Source organism: Brevibacillus sp. AY1, from assembly GCF_029870785.1.
GTDB classification, from domain to species: Bacteria; Bacillota; Bacilli; order Brevibacillales; family Brevibacillaceae; genus Brevibacillus; species Brevibacillus invocatus.
In genome coordinates, this window is sequence record NZ_JAFLPN010000011.1 from 92351 (window position 1) to 108024 (window position 15674).

Consider the following 15674-nt stretch of genomic DNA (forward strand, 5'->3'; position numbering starts at 1 on the left):
TTTTCCATATCGGAATGCTGCTATCTGTTCAGCTTGTTGTACAGCGTCGCGCGGGAAATGCCAAGTCTTTTGGCGGCAGCTTGCTTATTGCCGTTTTCCAGCTCGATGGCTCGTAGAATCACTCGTCGCTCATGAGCCTCCAGCTCCTGCTGCAGCGAGATCAGATCGGCAGGCAATTCGGTCTGCGAACTTCTCGCATGCCCTTGCAGGGAGTAGGGAAGATCCTCTTCCTTGATGCTCCCGTCTGTTGCAAACACGATCAGTCTCTCCATCGCGTTTCGCAGCTCCCGGATGTTGCCTGGCCAGTTGTATTGCAGCAGGCATTGCATGACATTTTGTGAGATAGCGTGGACAGGACGGTTGTATCGCAAGGAAAATTCGTAGAGAAAGAAGTGGGCCAACTCGATCGTATCCTCAATCCGTTCACGCAGAGGAGGGATTTTCAGTGTCACGACATGGAGACGGTAGTACAAATCCTCGCGAAATTTTCCTTGCCTCACTAGTTCTTCGAGGTTCTTATTGGTCGCTGCAACCACGCGAAAGTCGGCTTCGATCTGCTTGGTGCCACCCACCGGATAGTACTTTTTCTCTTGTAGCACGCGAAGGAGCTTAACCTGCATGTCGAGCGGCATTTCTCCGATCTCATCGAGGAACAAGGTCCCTCCTCTGGCCAGCTCGATCATCCCTTTTTTCCCTTTTTGATCTGCACCAGAAAAGGCCCCTTTTTCGTAGCCGAACAGTTCGCTTTCAAACAGGGTTGGGGAGATCGCACCACAGTTGATCGCGATGAAGGGGGAATGGACGCCTTCCCGAACATCATGCACGGCTTTGGCGAACAACTCTTTTCCCACACCGCTCTCCCCCAGAATGAGAACAGTCACCTGCGTTTCTTTCAGCTTTTGGATCATCGTCTTGATCTTGTCAATCGCCGTACTCGTTCCCTTGATCTGGGCAAAGGGATCGGGGCTCTGGCTCCACTTGGCCATTTCCTGCTGGAGATGATTCACTTTTTTGTTGGCATTGAGCAGCTCCTGATTGAGTCGTACCTGACTGGTGATGTCCGTCTCGGCAGCAACGGCCCCGATGATGGTATCGTGCAGGTAGATCGGATTGGTATTGATCAGAACGACCCGATCCTCCCGAGGCTGATGTTGATGGCGATACACAGTCTGCCCAGTCTTGAGAGATTTCAGTGTTTCCAGCATGTCGACAGGAAAAAAATCCGTAATCGGACGCCCGACGATGTCTTTGTTTTTCAGGGAAAAAATGCGTTCTGCCCCTTCTGTCCAGACCATGACCCGTGCCTGTTCATCGATAACGGAGATAGAGGCATCCATCGTTTTAATCATCGTATCAAAATACGCTTCCAAGATTTCATAGGTTTGAAAAACGGTTTGCAAAAGTGTACCACGATCGAGAAAGCCAACAGGTTTATTGCCTTCACCCGCTATCAAGATGTAAGCATGCTTGTCCATAAGAGGGATAGCCTGAGTCAGAGGAGCTTCAGGTGTTAAAACCGGAGTTGGCTCCCACGGCGGTAGGGAACAGTCGCAGGGAGCATTTGCGGGAAGCTGTGCCGAATGGGCGGAATACCAGCCGGACTCATCTCGTATCGCGACGAGTAGATCGGCTTCGGGCTCGATGAAGGGATCATCGTGAAGACAGCAGCGAAGGTTGGACTTCATCAGCTCTGTCAATGAGGGGAGTTTGTGTCTCAACCGAACCATTCCTTTCATCAGGAGTGTCGAGAAAAGGTACCAGATTCTTAGATATTATACACATGTTGGTGTAATTGTAAAATAATTTAGACAACTCAGTTTGCAAGATCCGTGTTTTTTATTTGGCATAACGATTGCAAACGGTAGTAGAGCGAGGTTCATACAAAGCGATTTGAGGAGAGGCAGACATGTCAAAACAAACGGAAACCCATGCCGAGATCGCTGTGATCGGAGGGGGAATCATCGGGGCTGCAATTGCTTATTACGCCACTCGCGCTGGACTCGATGTCGTGGTGCTAGAAAAAGGAGAGCTGGCTTCAGGGACTTCATCCCGCTGTGATGGCAACATCTTGGCGATTGACAAAGACCCTGGGTTCGACAGCCAGATGTCTTTGAAAAGCCAGATGCTCGTGGATGAGCTGAGTCGAGAACTGGAGCAACCCTTCGAGTACCGGGCGCCGGGAAGCATTCTTGTCTGCGAATCGGATGTGGAGATGGCAGCGGCTGAGGAGTGGGTGAGACGACAAAAGGAAGCAGGGCTGCCGTTTCGCATGCTGGACAGATCCGATATTCGCCAGGAATCTCCGTACTTTGCCGACGATTTGCTAGGTGGATTGGAGTGCGCTACGGACTCGACGGTAAATCCCTACATGCTCACGTTCGCGTTGTTTGATGGGGCGAAAAAGCATGGTGCACGGATACTGCACCGGACTGAGGTGAAAGCATTGCGGCGCGATCAGGCTTCGGGAGCGTTCCACATCACGACAACCCAAGGTCAATGGACCGCGAAGCAAGTCGTCAATGCCGCAGGTGTGTGGGCACCTGTCATCGGTCAAATGGTAGGCGTGACGATCCCTATTCTCCCTCGCAAAGGTCACTTGATCGTCGCCTCTCGTCAAATGCCTGTAGGTTTGCGCAAGGTCATGGAATTCGGCTACCTGATTTCCAAGTTCGGTGGACAGCGTCAGGTGGATGAGGAGACGGAGAAATACGGGGTAGCGCTGGTGTTTGAGCCGACGGAAAGTCAAAATTTCCTGATCGGCTCTAGCCGCCAGTTCGTAGGCTTTGATACGCGAGTAGATATGGACGTGGTACGGTGCATGGCGCGAAGAGCATTGCGTTTTTACCCCAAAATTGCGGATTTTGGCATCATCCGCACATATTGCGGATTGCGTCCTTGGACAGAAGATCATCTGCCCATTATCTCGCATGTTGAGGAGGTGCCGGGTTATTTTATCGCAGCTGGACATGAAGGGGACGGCATCAGCTTGGCGGCTGTAACAGGGAAGCTGGTGTCGGAAATGCTGCTGGGTAAAAGCGAGACGATCATTCCGACAGAACCGTTGCGGCACGATCGATTTGCGAAGAAAGGGGTGTTGCATCCATGAAGGCCAGAAGGGTGTTTTCGACGGTCGATACACATACTGGCGGAAATCCTACGCGCACGGTCATCAGCGGCCTGCCCAAGCTGACAGGGCAGACGATGGCAGAAAAGATGCTGCACATGAAAAAAGAGTATGACTGGATTCGGCAGCTTCTCATGTATGAGCCGCGGGGGCATGATGTCATGTCAGGTGCTTTACTGGTAGAGCCCTGCCATCCGGACGCGGACGTGGGAGTCATCTACATCGAGACAGGCGGGTACTTGCCCATGTGCGGCCACGATACGATCGGTCTGTGCACCACGCTGGTAGAGACAGGAATGATTCCTGTGAACGAGCCGATTACGTACGTCAAGCTCGATACGCCAGCCGGGTTGGTCGAGGTTGAGATCCAGGTTGAAGGAGGCAGTGCCAAGTCGGTTTCATTCCGGAACATCCCCGCATTTTTATACCGATCCGATGTGACTGTACTCGTAGAGGGGCTGGGTGCTGTCAGCTGTGATATTGCGTACGGAGGAAACTTTTATGCGATTACCGATGCGCAAAAGCTGGGGCTTGAGCTGATTCCAGCCCATGCATCCGCGATTGTCGAAACCGCTGTCAAAATCCGCAAGGCTATCAACCAAGCCATCGAGGTCGTTCATCCTGAAAAGCCATTTATCCGAGGACTGACACATGTGGAGTTTTATTCCGCGCCCACCCATCCACAGGCACACGTGAAGAACACGGTCGTCGTCCCTCCTGGCGGCATTGACCGCTCACCGTGCGGCACCGGCACATCGGCAAAGCTGGCTACCCTTTTTGCCAAAGGGGAGATTGGCATTGGGGAGTCCTTCGTCCATGAAAGCATAGTGGGCTCTCTTTTTACGGGGAAGGTGATTTCGGTGACAGAAGAGGGTGGATTGCCTGCCGTCGTGACCCAGATAACCGGATCTGCATGGCTGATGGGCAAGCATACGATCTTTTACAATCCGGATGACGAGCTGGCGACAGGCTTTTTGCTTATTCCGCCTGCTACGGATCATTAAAACGAGAACAATTTGAGAGGAGAATGAAAGCATGGCACGTTTTGAAGGCGTCTATGTAGCACTTGTTACCCCGTTTACCAGCGATTACGAGGTGGATTACAAGCGATTGGCAGAATTGTGCGACTGGCTGATTCAAGAAGGCGTAGACGGCCTCGTCCCTTCAGGCTCGCTCGGAGAATATGCGACTATGACCGCAGAGGAGCGGGCAAAGGTCATCCAGACCGTCATCGCTGCATCAAATGGCCGAGTGCCCGTAGTCGTCGGCTCAGCAGCCCCGTCGACCCGTCAGGCTGTCGAATGGGTACAGTTTTCCAAGGATGCGGGTGCGGCAGGTGTGATGGCGTTGCCTCCGATCAATTACACGCCGCTGTTGCATGAGGTGTTTGCCCATTACGAAGCGCTGAACACGGTGGGTCTGCCCATCATCGCGTACAATAACCCGCATGATTATAAAATTGATCTGAAGCCTGATATTTTGGCTCGTCTTTCCAAGCTGGACAACATCGTTGGTGTGAAGGAATTTTCCGGAGACATTCGCCGCATACAGGAAATACTGGCGACGACCGATCTGGAAGTGATGGTAGGAGTGGACAATCTCGTGATGGAAGGGGGGCTGATCGGAGCCACAGGGTGGATCGCGGGTGTCCCGAATGCGCTGCCCAAGGAAGGCGTCGAGCTGTTCCGTCTGGCACGCCAAGGGAAATTGCAGGAGGCTCAAGCCCTCTACCGCCGGCAGCTACCTTTGTTCCATTACGATGCCAACCCGCAGCTCGTACAATCCATCAAGTACATGATGGAGCTGGCAGGCTTTCCTGTTGGACCGACTCGCCCACCACGCCTGCCATTGCCAGAAGAACAGTACGCGGGAATCAAAAAGGCTTTCGACTATTGCATGGGTACCGTGAGTGGGCGATAAGGAGGAATGGCTAGCATGCAGAGCAAAAACTGGATAGGCGGCGAGTGGATAACTCCATCTGGATTAGAAGTGTCAGTCAAAAATCCGTCGCGTCTCTCGGAGGAGGTGGGGGTTGTACGATATTCCGATCCCTCCCACATCTTTGCCGCTGAGCAGGCAGCCCGTTTGGCGCAGCCGTTTTGGGCGATGCAGACCGGAGCTGCTCGTGGTGAGATTTTGTTCCAGATGGCATCTGTGCTCGAAGCTCGTACAGATGAGCTGGCCCGATTGGCGAGTCAGGAGATGGGCAAGCAAATCGGAGAAATGCGGGGGGAAGTGGCTCGGGGGGTTAATTTGCTTCGCTACTATGCAGGAGAAGGCATGCGATCCGATGGCAGTCTGATTCCAGCTTCTGATTCACATGTTCTGCAATACAGCAAGCGCGTGCCGCTCGGTGTCGTCGCCGTGATCACTCCCTGGAATTTCCCGGTAGCTATTCCGATCTGGAAAATAGCTCCTGCGCTGATTTGTGGCAACGCGGTCATCTGGAAGCCAGCAGAGAATAGTTCGCTGACAGCGACAAGGCTGGCCCAGATGTTTGCCGAGACCAGGCTGCCTGCAGGAGTCCTGAACGTCGTGATTGGAAAAGGAAAAGAGATCGGCACTGCCCTGGTAGAAGAGGCTGCTGTTGACGCGGTGAGCTTTACGGGATCATCTGCCACAGGCAGACAGATTGCAATCGCCTGCGCGGGACGCAATAGCAAATACCAGACGGAGATGGGCGGGAAAAATGCAGCGGTGGTCCTCGCAGATGCAGACTTGGACAGGACCGTTCCCATCTTGCTTAGCGGGGCGTTTCGGTCAGCGGGTCAGAAATGCACGGCTACCAGCCGAATCATCGTCGAAAAATCGATTTACCAAGAGCTGGTGGAGCGTTTGCAAATCGCCATCGAGGATTGCCGGGTAGGAGAAGCGAGTGATCCGGATGTCTATTTGGGACCGGTCGCGTCATTTGACCAGTACGAGAAGGTCAATCGGTACGTTTCCTTGGCACAGGAGCAGGCGAAAATCATAGCCAGTAGTCCTGACACGCCGCTGTCCAGTCAAGGGTATTACATTCGTCCATTGATCGTGGAGGGTGTAGCAGCCAGTCATCCCCTCGTCCAAGAGGAGGTGTTCGGTCCGTTGACCGTCTTGCTTCAGGCAGAAGATTTTGACGAGGCGATATCCTTGTGCAATCAAACCGTCTACGGACTAAGTGCCTCTTTGTTCACCCGAAATCTTTCCAGCGCACACCGTTTCCTCGATCTGGCCCAAGCAGGCATGGTCCGGGTCAATCAGGAAACGGCGGGAGTCGAATACCAGGCGCCATTTGGAGGAATGAAACAGTCCAGCTCGCATACACGGGAACAGGGCCAGGCTGCCCTTCAGTTCTATAGCGAGATCAAGACCTGCGCGATCAAATACGCATGGTAAAGATACGGTCTGGAGGGAGGAAGCCATGAATATCAACCGCTTGTTCACAACGATCGACGCCCATGCCGGGGGAGAGCCACTTAGGATCATTACGGGAGGGTTACCTCCGCTTCAGGGCGAGACCATCCTGGAGAGAAGAAGCTACTTTCGCGAGCATCTCGATGACATCCGGCGCATTTTGATGTTTGAGCCGAGAGGACATCACGGCATGTACGGCTGCGTCATGACCCCACCCGTAAGCCCGGATGCTGCCTTTGGTGTCTTGTTCATGCACAATGAGGGCTACAGCACCATGTGCGGTCACGGGATCATCGCCGTTGTCACGGCAGCTGTCGAAACAGGAATCCTACAGCTGGAGAATGCGGAGCAAAGCATCGTCATTGACAGTCCAGCGGGTAGAATCATGGTGCGCGCGAATGTGGAAGGGGCGCAGGTGAAGTCCGTCTCCTTTGAAAATGTTCCATCCTTTGTCTTTGCTCAGGATGTGCCGATTACCTGCGAGGGGCGTACCTTTGATGTCGATATTGCCTATGGCGGTGCCTTTTACGCGGTCGTGCAAGCCAAGGATCTAGGGGTACGGGTGGAAATCGAACAGCTGTCGAAGCTCCAAGCGTGGGGGAGCAGGATCAAGCATCAGATCGAGGAGAAGATGCATGTGGTTCATCCGTTGGAGGCCGAGCTGACTGGCATTTACGGCGTGATCATTTCTGACGAACCGAGAATGCCCGGCTCCCATCTTCGCAATGTGACCATCTTCGCCGACAAACAGGTGGACCGCTCTCCATGCGGGACAGGGACGGCAGCGAGGCTTGCTGTCTTGTTTGCAAGAGGCCAGCTAGGGCAAGGAGAAAGATTTGTCCATGAAGGAATTGTGGGCAGCCAATTCATCGGCCACGTAAAGGAGACGCTGCAGGTGGGAGACTTCGAGGCCGTGATTCCCGTGATCGAGGGCAAGGCCTTCATAACCGGTCTGCACCAATTTGTCGTGGACCCTGTCGATCCGTTAGCGAAAGGTTTTTTGCTCCGATAAATATAGATCTGCGGCTGAATCCAGAATTCAGCCGTTTTTTTTTTTGAAAAATGACTCTTTCCCCGCGGAGATCGCCAGCAGTGGCCGGCTCAGGCGTTTTTGCAGGGTGTCCAAAAATCGCACGAAATAGCGGAAAGGAGAATACGACAGTGCCTCCCAGTGAAAACTGAAAGAGAGGAATCCTTTTCCTAAAGGGGGCAAACAATGAAAAAACAGATTATCAGCATCGGGTTGGCGTTCGTTTTGCTTCCGACATCAGCGGTGGACTCATGGCAGGCGGTAGCAGAAACATCAGGGGAATCGTTCCCTTTATATGAGCAGGTGATTCAAGATCTGTACGGTGCAAAAAGCACCTTACATACAGCTCCGAGCTCGTCTGCAACAACAAAAGGTCATCACACGTTTCGGGCGGACGAGTGGATTCATACGGAGAATCGCATCTTGGGGGAGCAGATGCCTCAAGCATCCAATACGACCCTGGATATGATCGAAGCGACAAAAGCATGGGAGGAAGCGGGTGTAAAAGGGGAAGGTACGCTGGTTTCGGTCATCGATACTGGAATTAATCCGAAGCATCCGGATTTTCCTCCACCCAAAGACAAGCGTTTGGCGCAGCAAAAGTCTGGATCGACAAAAAAAGTATTAGCTGGCTACAACTGGGCGGATCGCAATCAAATTACGGAAGACGTAGGGGAGTCCCAGCACGGCGTACATGTAGCGGGCATCATCGCCGCCAACGGCAAAGTGACAGGCGTAGCACCTGAAGCGCAACTGATGAGTCAGAAGGTCTTTTCCAACTACCAGGGTGAAGTGCCTGGTCTAAGCGAGTCCATTTTATTTGCAATCAGCGATTCCATTGCCAAAAAAGCAGATGTTATCAATCTAAGTCTAGGGTCGTCTGCGGGCTACGTCGACGAGACGAATACAGAGCAATATGCGATCAAAAAAGCGGTGGACAACGGGGTGATCGTGGTAGCCGCTGCAGGCAATGACGCGTATTTCGGGAGTGACAAGGTACGCGCACAAAATCCTGACGTGGCCATGATTGGCTCACCTGGGCTGGCTCCTGATGCTTTATCGGTTGCCTCGGTCAATGCGACTACACTTGCGGGGCACAGCTTTCGGATTCAAGGGGTATCCGGGATTGAGAGAGTCGTCTATCTCCACGGGCAGGCTGGGAACGGTGCCGCATTGAACCCGGTGACGACTTTACCTACGCCCTATCAGATGGTCTACATGGGCAAAGGTAAGAAAGAAGACTACAACGTCTCGGTGAAAGGGAAACTCGTACTGCTAGAGCGAGGAGACATCTCCTTTGATGAAAAGCTGCGTCTTGCCAAAGAGGCAGGTGCAGTCGGGGCAGTGATTTACAACAATGAGCCCGGCCCGATCATTATCAGCGCTGACCATCTCAAGGTCATTCCTGCGGTCGCCATTCTCAAGCAGATGGGTGAACAGATGGCTCAGGCTTTGAAAAAGGGGAAGAAAGTAACCCTTACCTTCGACGGGGAGTATGCGCAAAACCCGATGCCTTATCCGGACGGTGGTACCCTCTCGGCCTTTTCATCCTGGGGGCCAACTCCCGATCTACAATTTAAACCGGAAATTTCAGCGCCAGGCGGCGGCATTCTATCCACGGTACGGGATGCGGACTATGCGGTCAAAAGCGGCACGTCGATGGCAACTCCACACGTCGCAGGAGGCATGGCATTGATGAAGCAGGCCTATCAAAAGCAGGGCCGCAAGCTGCAAGGAAGGCCACTCGTGGAAACATTGAAGGCGGCGGCGATGAATACAGCCATGCCGATTCTCGAACCGCAGGAAGCCACCCCCGCCTCTGATCGAGGAAAGGCAGAGAAGAAACCTTACACGCCTCGCGTACAGGGAGCAGGGATGATGCAGGTGGCTAAAGCGATTAAAACCCCTGTCATCGTGGTCGATCAGAAAGGGAAGGCTGGCGTTTCCTTGGGAGAAATCGGGGAATCGACGACTTTTTCCTTGTTTGTGGACAATAAATTTGGTCAAAAACCGGTTTCCTACCAGCTCAAGGATGAGTTCGGCGTATTAACGGATCTGAAAAAAGACGGGATCAATATGCTGACGGCAGCACCACTTGCAGGGGCCAAGCTGCAGATTTCCGCGCAACAAGTAACTGTAGTTCCTGGACAACGTGCTGAGGTAAAGCTGACCCTGCAAATTCCAAAGGGAACGGATGCCAATCAGTTTGCCGAAGGGTTTGTCCTGTTCGAATCCGTAGACAAGGAGCTGCCTGATTTGCGCGTGCCTTACATGGGCTTCTATGGCAATTGGGACGCACCTCGTATCATGGATGAGCCGATGTGGAAGGCAGGTAGCCAGGAGAAACGGACCGGCGTAAAGACAACTTGGCATCATGACAAGGGAAATGACAAGTGGAAATACCGGGATTATCTGGGGGTATCGGGTGTATCAGAAGACGGATTGCCAAAGATCGATCCGGATAAAATCGCCTTTTCACCAAATGGTGACGGCCATTACGATGTAGCAGCGCCGTCGATCACTTTTTTGCGAAATGCTCGCCAGGTTACTGTGGAAGTCACCGATCAACAGGGAAAGCTCATCCGTTCGCTGATACGGGACGAAAAAGTAAGCAAGTACGATCAATCCAAGCTGGGTACGCCGTATTACTTTACGGAACGGGAAGAATGGAGCTGGGACGGCAAGAGCTTTTCACCGGAAAAGGGCGTCTACGAAAAGGTTCCGGACGGGATGTACCAGTTTGTGATCAAAGCAAAGATCGATGGGCGAAATGCCAACTGGCAAACGTTGACGATGCCTGTCCGTGTCGATACGAAAGCTCCGGTTATCTCCGCCTCGGTAACGGGTAATCGCGTGCAGTGGAGCAGTAAGGACAAGGATGTCCAGAGCTATTTGCTTTACGTGAACGGGAAAAAGGTAGGGGGACCTTACTCTCCGGAGGTGACGAGCACGAGTGTCAATCAACCGGATAAAAAGATGAGTGTCGTCGCCTCTGATTACGCAGGAAACATCAGCGTCGTGCATGTAAATGGACAAAGCGATACGACTCCGCCATTCGTGGAATTTCCTGATGACCTGTTCAGTTACCTGAAGATCACGAACCAGCCTGATCTGGCCATCAGCGGGAAGGTCACGGGTGAAGACATGATGGACAGAGTACGGCTGTCGATCAATAAGAATCCGGTCAAAGTCGAGGTAGACGGTTCGTTTCAGACCGTACTGCGACTGACGGAAGGGATTCACTACGTGGCTTTTCAGGCACAGGATATGTACGGAAACAAGCGGCAGTTTACGCAGCGTGTGGTCGTCGATATGACGCCACCCCTCTTGCAGTTCCAAAATGATGGTGCTGAGGATATGACCTTTGACCCCGGAACCAAACGCATGATGATTCCAATCCGGTTCATGTATCGCGATCAAAGCTACAAGGGACAGGTGAGCGTCAATGGACAGATCATTTCCAGCTTCGAAGAGGATCAGTTGGAAAAGCCGGTACAAAAATACATGACGCATACCCTATCCTTGAAGCAGGGAGAAAACAGAATCCTCATCGAAGGCAAGGATGGAGCTGGCAATCGGAGTGAACTGGTCGTCTACGGCTATGTGGACGCCACTACGGGTTCTGTTGTTCTCAATCACGGCGAACAGCGCTTTACTTACCAGGCACGCTCTATTCCAGCCCCCACACTAAGCCTGCCGCAAAAACAGGTCGAGGGTGTAGAAGGAGAGACGCTTCCGATCGAAGGGAAAGTCGTAGGGTCAGGAGCGATTCAACTGCAAATGGTGTACAACGATCGCCGCATGCAGGCTGATATTAACGATCGTGGAGAATTCCGCTTACTGCTGGATCACGTCGAGGAAGGCAAGCAGAAATTGTCGGTGATCGCAACGGATGCGCTGGGACGGGAAGCACACGCTGAGATGATCGTCGTTGGCAAAAAGAAGTGAAAATTGATTTCATGCCCAGTGTAGCGGCGGTAAGACGCAAAGGCTGGGCTTTTTTCTGTGAAAAACGTCCTTTCTCATCGAGGAATACCCGGTAGTTGCCAAGTTTTTGACGATTGGAGGAAAAAACATGTTTTTTCACGGCATTAATTGGGAATATGTGAAGAGGGAATATCCGGTCCTGTCGCCGCGGCGCACAGTCAGCAAAAAAAAGCAGGAGCAGAGGCTGGATCGCATTCACTTGATTCAACAGTTTGGGATTGAACCGATTCACTTGCTCGAAGCCGACGATGAGTATTCCTCTCGGCGTTGCTTGGAGGAATGCTACGCTTTCGGGGATACTGTGTTTGCCTTCGAAACGTTGACACCTCCCATGTGGCAGCTCAGCCGTCACGAAATCGGGGTAGAGGTTTTGGACTTGAGAACGAGCAAGTGTATTTATACCTTTCGAACTGGGTCGAAAGTGGAGGAATGGTTTCCGGGCATTCCGTGCATACGGACTTCTGTCCCTGCCATTTTTCGCGAAGCTATTGATTCAGGCAAAAATCGACTTTATGATTAGGTACAAAGGCATAATTGCCCGGGAAAGGAAGAGGACCTAATGAAAGTGCAGTACTTACATCCTTTTTTGGAATCTGCTTCCTTCGTGATCCAGCAGGTATGCCAAGTGAGCATAGCCCGAGGAGAACTGGAGATGCAGGAATGGACGTTTCGGGAAGGACATACCTGGCTTCGGATCGGGATGACCGGACATGTGCAGGGCGAAGTGTTTTTTGGCATACAGGATGATCTGGCGCTCCGTATCGTTTCTGCCATGATGGGGGGTTATCCGATTCAGGAAATGGACGATATGGGGAAAAGTGCGATTTCGGAGTTGGGAAACATGATCTCGGGCAATGCCAGTACGATATTGTCCAATCAAGGAATTGTCATTGATATCACGCCTCCTCATTTTCTGCTTCAGGCTGATCTGCAGCAAATGACGGGAACGGCCCTGACTGCTCCTCTGGATTTGCAGGACATGGGAAGAATGGAGATTCAACTGGTTGTGGCGGAATAAAGCGGAGGGTGTTCCTGAAGGTAGCTAGACTGCTTTCGGCGACACCCTTTTTTCTTTCAATAGGGAAGGAAAAAGCCGAGTACATGAAGCTGGCAGTAAGCATTTAATAGAATAATAAAAAAAGATAAAATATTTTTTGTTGTCTGGATGATTTTTTTTATATAGTGTATTGTTGGAATGAGCAAGGGGGTATGAAGGGTTGGCATATGTGAAGCAGATTTTAGGGGTATTCTTCCTCGTCATCGTCATTTGTGGCGGTCCGATCATGTTGACCACGGTCAAGGAAGAGGTCGTCTTTGCCCCGGAAAAAGTAGTGTCTCACAGCGTCTATCTGATTCAACAGATTGCAGGCGGATCACTAGGCACCTATTATTTAGGAGATTACGAGCGAAGCATTGCAGCAGATATCCTGCCTTTCGCGATCAGCACATTTGAATTGCTGTTTACAAGCGTATTGATTGCCGTTTTGGCTGGTTTAATGTTCGGCTTGTTTTTGCAGCGTTTTGGGTTCGTACGCAAGTTTCAAAGGCTGCTAGACCTCGTTTCTACGATTCCTGACTTTATTCTGATTTTTCTATCAATCTTAGCGGCCGTCAGTTTTTACAAGCTGACCAGCATACGAATTATTACACTGTCACCAACCAGCGATGCAGCCAATTCGTGGTTTCCGATCTTGCTTCTCTCCATCGGACCGACGATCTTTCTGCTCAAGGTGATCAGTCTCAAGTACGTCCAGATTGGCGGCGAGGATTACATTAAAACGGCTTTGGCCAAAGGAATGAGCATTTGGCATGTCTTGATTCATCACGTGTATAAAAATATCAAGCCGTTTTTGCTCGCAGATTTGAAAAAGACCATCGCGATCACCGTAGCTAACCTTTTTATTGTCGAGTATTTGCTGAATGTGGTCGGGCTAACCCGCTTTATTTTCAGCAAAAGCTCCGCTTATCAGTTCAATTCAGCAGTCATGGGTCTCATGGGTATTATCTTTCTTTCCTTGCTGGTATATCTGTTAATTCGGGTGATTCTGTACCTGTTTGAACGAGTAGTGGTCTATAAATAGGCAAGAGTGAGGGGCATGTATGCAAAAACGATTCAGTTGGTCATTGTGGATAGGAAGTATTCTGGTAGCCCTGCTCATCATCCTGGGTCTGGTAGGTCCACATATCGCTCCTTATGAAGTGGATTTTCAGGAAAGACTGAGCAGTACGGTCGTCGACGGAAAAACAGTCATCACGTATCCTCCACTGCCGCCATCCGAAGCGCATTGGCTAGGGACGGACAAATGGGGCGCTGACTTACTCACCTTGTTGTTGTACGGGGCACCCTATACGGTGTTCGTAACGATTGCGATTTCCTTCATTCGTCTAGTTCTCGGTACCATTCTGGGTCTGTATATCGGGATACAAGACAAGCCGCAAGCGTGGTGGCTGTCTATTGAAAACGCGTGGAGCTACATGCCGATCTTCATTCCCGTCTATTTCCTGCTGGTAGGGGTGAATATCAACTCTGAACTCTCTACGTCTGGTCTGGTAACGATGTTTATCTTCACCGTCGCGATCCTGGGTGTACCGAGTGTGGCAGCATCCATTCGCCAGAAAACCGAGCAGATCAAGGAAACGCAGTATGTGCTTGCAGCAGTGTCTCTTGGGGCTGGCCGTGAACAAATCATTTTTCGTCACATCCTTCCGCATCTAAAGGAGCAGCTGGTCATCATACTGGTGACGGAGATGATCGCGATCATGACACTGATGGGCCTGCTCGGCATGTTTGATCTTTTTGTTGGCGGTACTTACATGACGCTGGATCCGGTAATTTACAAGTCCATTACCAATGAGTGGGCGGGACTGCTTGGTTCCTATCGATCCTTTGTCTACGGCAATGCCATCTGGATATTCCTGTCACCCCTTATTGCCTTTATTTTGGCAATCGGTTCGTTTACGCTCCTCGCAAAGGGACTGCGTGATAAATTCGAGCAAAGCTACAACCGTACGCCATTCATCTAAAGCCGTGCACTGGAATTGGAAACGACTACCTGATTTCTACCGTCCAATCATGCAGGTTAGCAATAGAGAGGAGCAAATCTGCATGAATTCTGTTCTCCGCTATGGTTTGCTGATGATTTTGGCACTGGTGTTCATAACAGCATGTACCAGCAGCCAGGATCTTGAGCGAGTAGACCGGGGCGAAGCGTTAAGCCAAATCATACATCTCACCAAGCTTGGTGAAAAGAATGACACTATCTTCTCGTGGGCTACACCAACAGATGTGCAATACATACCGGATGACGAAGCCAGCAAGCAGGAGTATCTGGAGATGTTTATAGATGTTGAGAGCATCAAAAGCTCTTTCCAGTTCAAGGAATAGCTAAGATAAGCGCCCCCTCCTTCGGTGACGGAGGAGGGTTTTTCTATCACTCACCGCATGAACGAAGGAGTTTACGCTTACTTGTAGAAACAGCTATTGAAGAACAGGAAGGGATATATACGGTGAATCTATGACAAAAGAGAAGATCAAGCAAGCCGCATTGGAGCTGTTTAGCAAGCATGGCTACTCGGGAACAACGTTGGCTCAGATTGCCGAGCAGGTCGGAATTAAGACACCATCACTGTTTTCCCACTTTAAAGGCAAGGAAGAGCTGTTTGTGACCATTTTTCATGAGGTAAACTGGCAGATCGTCGAGCATGTAAAACGCTTGGCTGCAGAGCGAAGGGGGACATCCGTAAAGGAAACGCTGCACAAGATCTTTCTGAGAAGCTGTCAGTTCTACTTGGAGAATGAGGCAAGAACCTTGTTTTTAAAGCAGACCTTGATTCTTCCTCCGCCTTTTTTGCAGGAATCGATCATGGACGGATTTTTTCATTCGGAGGATGCGTTGTCTGCTGTGCTGACGGAAGTATTGGAACAGGGAATCGAGGAAGGGGTTGTCTGCAAGAGACCGGTGGAGCAGCTGATTGCTGCCTATTACTGCATGATGGATGGCATTCTGATGCAAATTCACGTCTACGAACCAAAGCAAATGGAAGCGAGAATCACAAGCATTTGGGAGCATTTTTGGCGAGGACTGCAGGCGGAGCGATGTGAAGGAATATGAAAAAGTAGAATATTCCAAATTTTCTTTG

Annotated in this window: 13 protein-coding genes; 12 read left to right on the forward strand and 1 reads right to left on the reverse strand. The window is 51.2% G+C overall.

Features of this window, described 5'->3' with window-relative positions:
* Positions 1–20 precede the first annotated feature (20 nt).
* Positions 21–1727 (reverse strand): sigma-54 interaction domain-containing protein, encoded by a 1707-nt coding sequence (locus JZI27_RS11630; protein ID WP_251243020.1) that lies wholly within the window; start codon positions 1725–1727, stop codon positions 21–23.
* A gap of 179 nt (positions 1728–1906) precedes the next feature.
* Here JZI27_RS11630 and JZI27_RS11635 point away from each other — a divergent pair, with 179 nt between their 5' ends.
* The 12 genes from JZI27_RS11635 to JZI27_RS11690 all read left to right on the forward strand — a co-directional run bounded on the left by JZI27_RS11635 (position 1907) and on the right by JZI27_RS11690 (position 15646).
* Positions 1907–3106: an NAD(P)/FAD-dependent oxidoreductase gene (locus JZI27_RS11635; protein WP_280207605.1), complete on the forward strand. Its 1200-nt coding sequence runs from the start codon at positions 1907–1909 to the stop codon at positions 3104–3106.
* Positions 3103–4128, forward strand: a complete 1026-nt coding sequence (locus JZI27_RS11640) for a 4-hydroxyproline epimerase (protein WP_122909884.1) — start codon at positions 3103–3105, stop codon at positions 4126–4128. The genes JZI27_RS11635 and JZI27_RS11640 overlap by 4 nt, the downstream gene beginning before the upstream one ends.
* Before the next feature lie 31 nt (positions 4129–4159).
* A complete protein-coding gene (locus JZI27_RS11645) occupies positions 4160–5044 on the forward strand; it encodes a dihydrodipicolinate synthase family protein (RefSeq protein ID WP_280207606.1) in 885 nt (294 codons plus the stop codon).
* 15 nt (positions 5045–5059) lie between these two features.
* The gene (locus JZI27_RS11650; RefSeq protein WP_280207607.1) at positions 5060–6499 is read left to right on the forward strand and encodes an aldehyde dehydrogenase family protein; all 1440 of its coding nucleotides are present in this window, start codon (positions 5060–5062) and stop codon (positions 6497–6499) included.
* A 25-nt stretch (positions 6500–6524) separates the two neighbouring features.
* Positions 6525–7529, forward strand: coding sequence for a proline racemase family protein (locus tag JZI27_RS11655; RefSeq protein ID WP_280207608.1), 1005 nt, complete (start codon positions 6525–6527; stop codon positions 7527–7529).
* Positions 7530–7733: 204 nt separating this feature from the next.
* On the forward strand, positions 7734–11495 hold the full coding sequence (locus JZI27_RS11660) for a S8 family serine peptidase (protein WP_280207609.1): 3762 nt from the start codon (positions 7734–7736) through the stop codon (positions 11493–11495).
* 127 nt (positions 11496–11622) lie between these two features.
* Entirely contained in the window at positions 11623–12054 is a 432-nt protein-coding gene (locus tag JZI27_RS11665) for a hypothetical protein (RefSeq protein WP_122909889.1), read from the forward strand.
* Between the two features lie 39 nt (positions 12055–12093).
* On the forward strand, positions 12094–12552 hold the full coding sequence (locus JZI27_RS11670; protein ID WP_280207610.1) for a chemotaxis protein CheX: 459 nt from the start codon (positions 12094–12096) through the stop codon (positions 12550–12552).
* A 208-nt stretch (positions 12553–12760) separates the two neighbouring features.
* Entirely contained in the window at positions 12761–13615 is an 855-nt protein-coding gene (locus JZI27_RS11675) for an ABC transporter permease subunit (RefSeq protein ID WP_280207626.1), read from the forward strand.
* Positions 13616–13634: 19 nt separating this feature from the next.
* The gene (locus JZI27_RS11680) at positions 13635–14558 is read left to right on the forward strand and encodes an ABC transporter permease (protein WP_251243013.1); all 924 of its coding nucleotides are present in this window, start codon (positions 13635–13637) and stop codon (positions 14556–14558) included.
* Positions 14559–14640: 82 nt separating this feature from the next.
* Positions 14641–14919 (forward strand): hypothetical protein, encoded by a 279-nt coding sequence (locus JZI27_RS11685; protein ID WP_280207611.1) that lies wholly within the window; start codon positions 14641–14643, stop codon positions 14917–14919.
* Between the two features lie 130 nt (positions 14920–15049).
* Entirely contained in the window at positions 15050–15646 is a 597-nt protein-coding gene (locus tag JZI27_RS11690; RefSeq protein WP_122909893.1) for a TetR/AcrR family transcriptional regulator, read from the forward strand.
* Positions 15647–15674 lie beyond the last annotated feature (28 nt).

Excerpts from the sequence above, each read along its gene's own strand:
- JZI27_RS11630 (WP_251243020.1), bottom strand. The coding sequence starts at position 1,727 with ATGGTTCGGTTGAGACACAAACTCCCCTCATTGACAGAGCTGATGAAG.
- JZI27_RS11635 (WP_280207605.1), top strand. The coding sequence starts at position 1,907 with ATGTCAAAACAAACGGAAACCCATGCCGAGATCGCTGTGATCGGAGGG.
- JZI27_RS11640 (WP_122909884.1), top strand. The coding sequence starts at position 3,103 with ATGAAGGCCAGAAGGGTGTTTTCGACGGTCGATACACATACTGGCGGA.
- JZI27_RS11645 (WP_280207606.1), top strand. The coding sequence starts at position 4,160 with ATGGCACGTTTTGAAGGCGTCTATGTAGCACTTGTTACCCCGTTTACC.
- JZI27_RS11650 (WP_280207607.1), top strand. The coding sequence starts at position 5,060 with ATGCAGAGCAAAAACTGGATAGGCGGCGAGTGGATAACTCCATCTGGA.
- JZI27_RS11655 (WP_280207608.1), top strand. The coding sequence starts at position 6,525 with ATGAATATCAACCGCTTGTTCACAACGATCGACGCCCATGCCGGGGGA.
- JZI27_RS11660 (WP_280207609.1), top strand. The coding sequence starts at position 7,734 with ATGAAAAAACAGATTATCAGCATCGGGTTGGCGTTCGTTTTGCTTCCG.
- JZI27_RS11665 (WP_122909889.1), top strand. The coding sequence starts at position 11,623 with ATGTTTTTTCACGGCATTAATTGGGAATATGTGAAGAGGGAATATCCG.
- JZI27_RS11670 (WP_280207610.1), top strand. The coding sequence starts at position 12,094 with ATGAAAGTGCAGTACTTACATCCTTTTTTGGAATCTGCTTCCTTCGTG.
- JZI27_RS11680 (WP_251243013.1), top strand. The coding sequence starts at position 13,635 with ATGCAAAAACGATTCAGTTGGTCATTGTGGATAGGAAGTATTCTGGTA.
- JZI27_RS11685 (WP_280207611.1), top strand. The coding sequence starts at position 14,641 with ATGAATTCTGTTCTCCGCTATGGTTTGCTGATGATTTTGGCACTGGTG.
- JZI27_RS11690 (WP_122909893.1), top strand. The coding sequence starts at position 15,050 with ATGACAAAAGAGAAGATCAAGCAAGCCGCATTGGAGCTGTTTAGCAAG.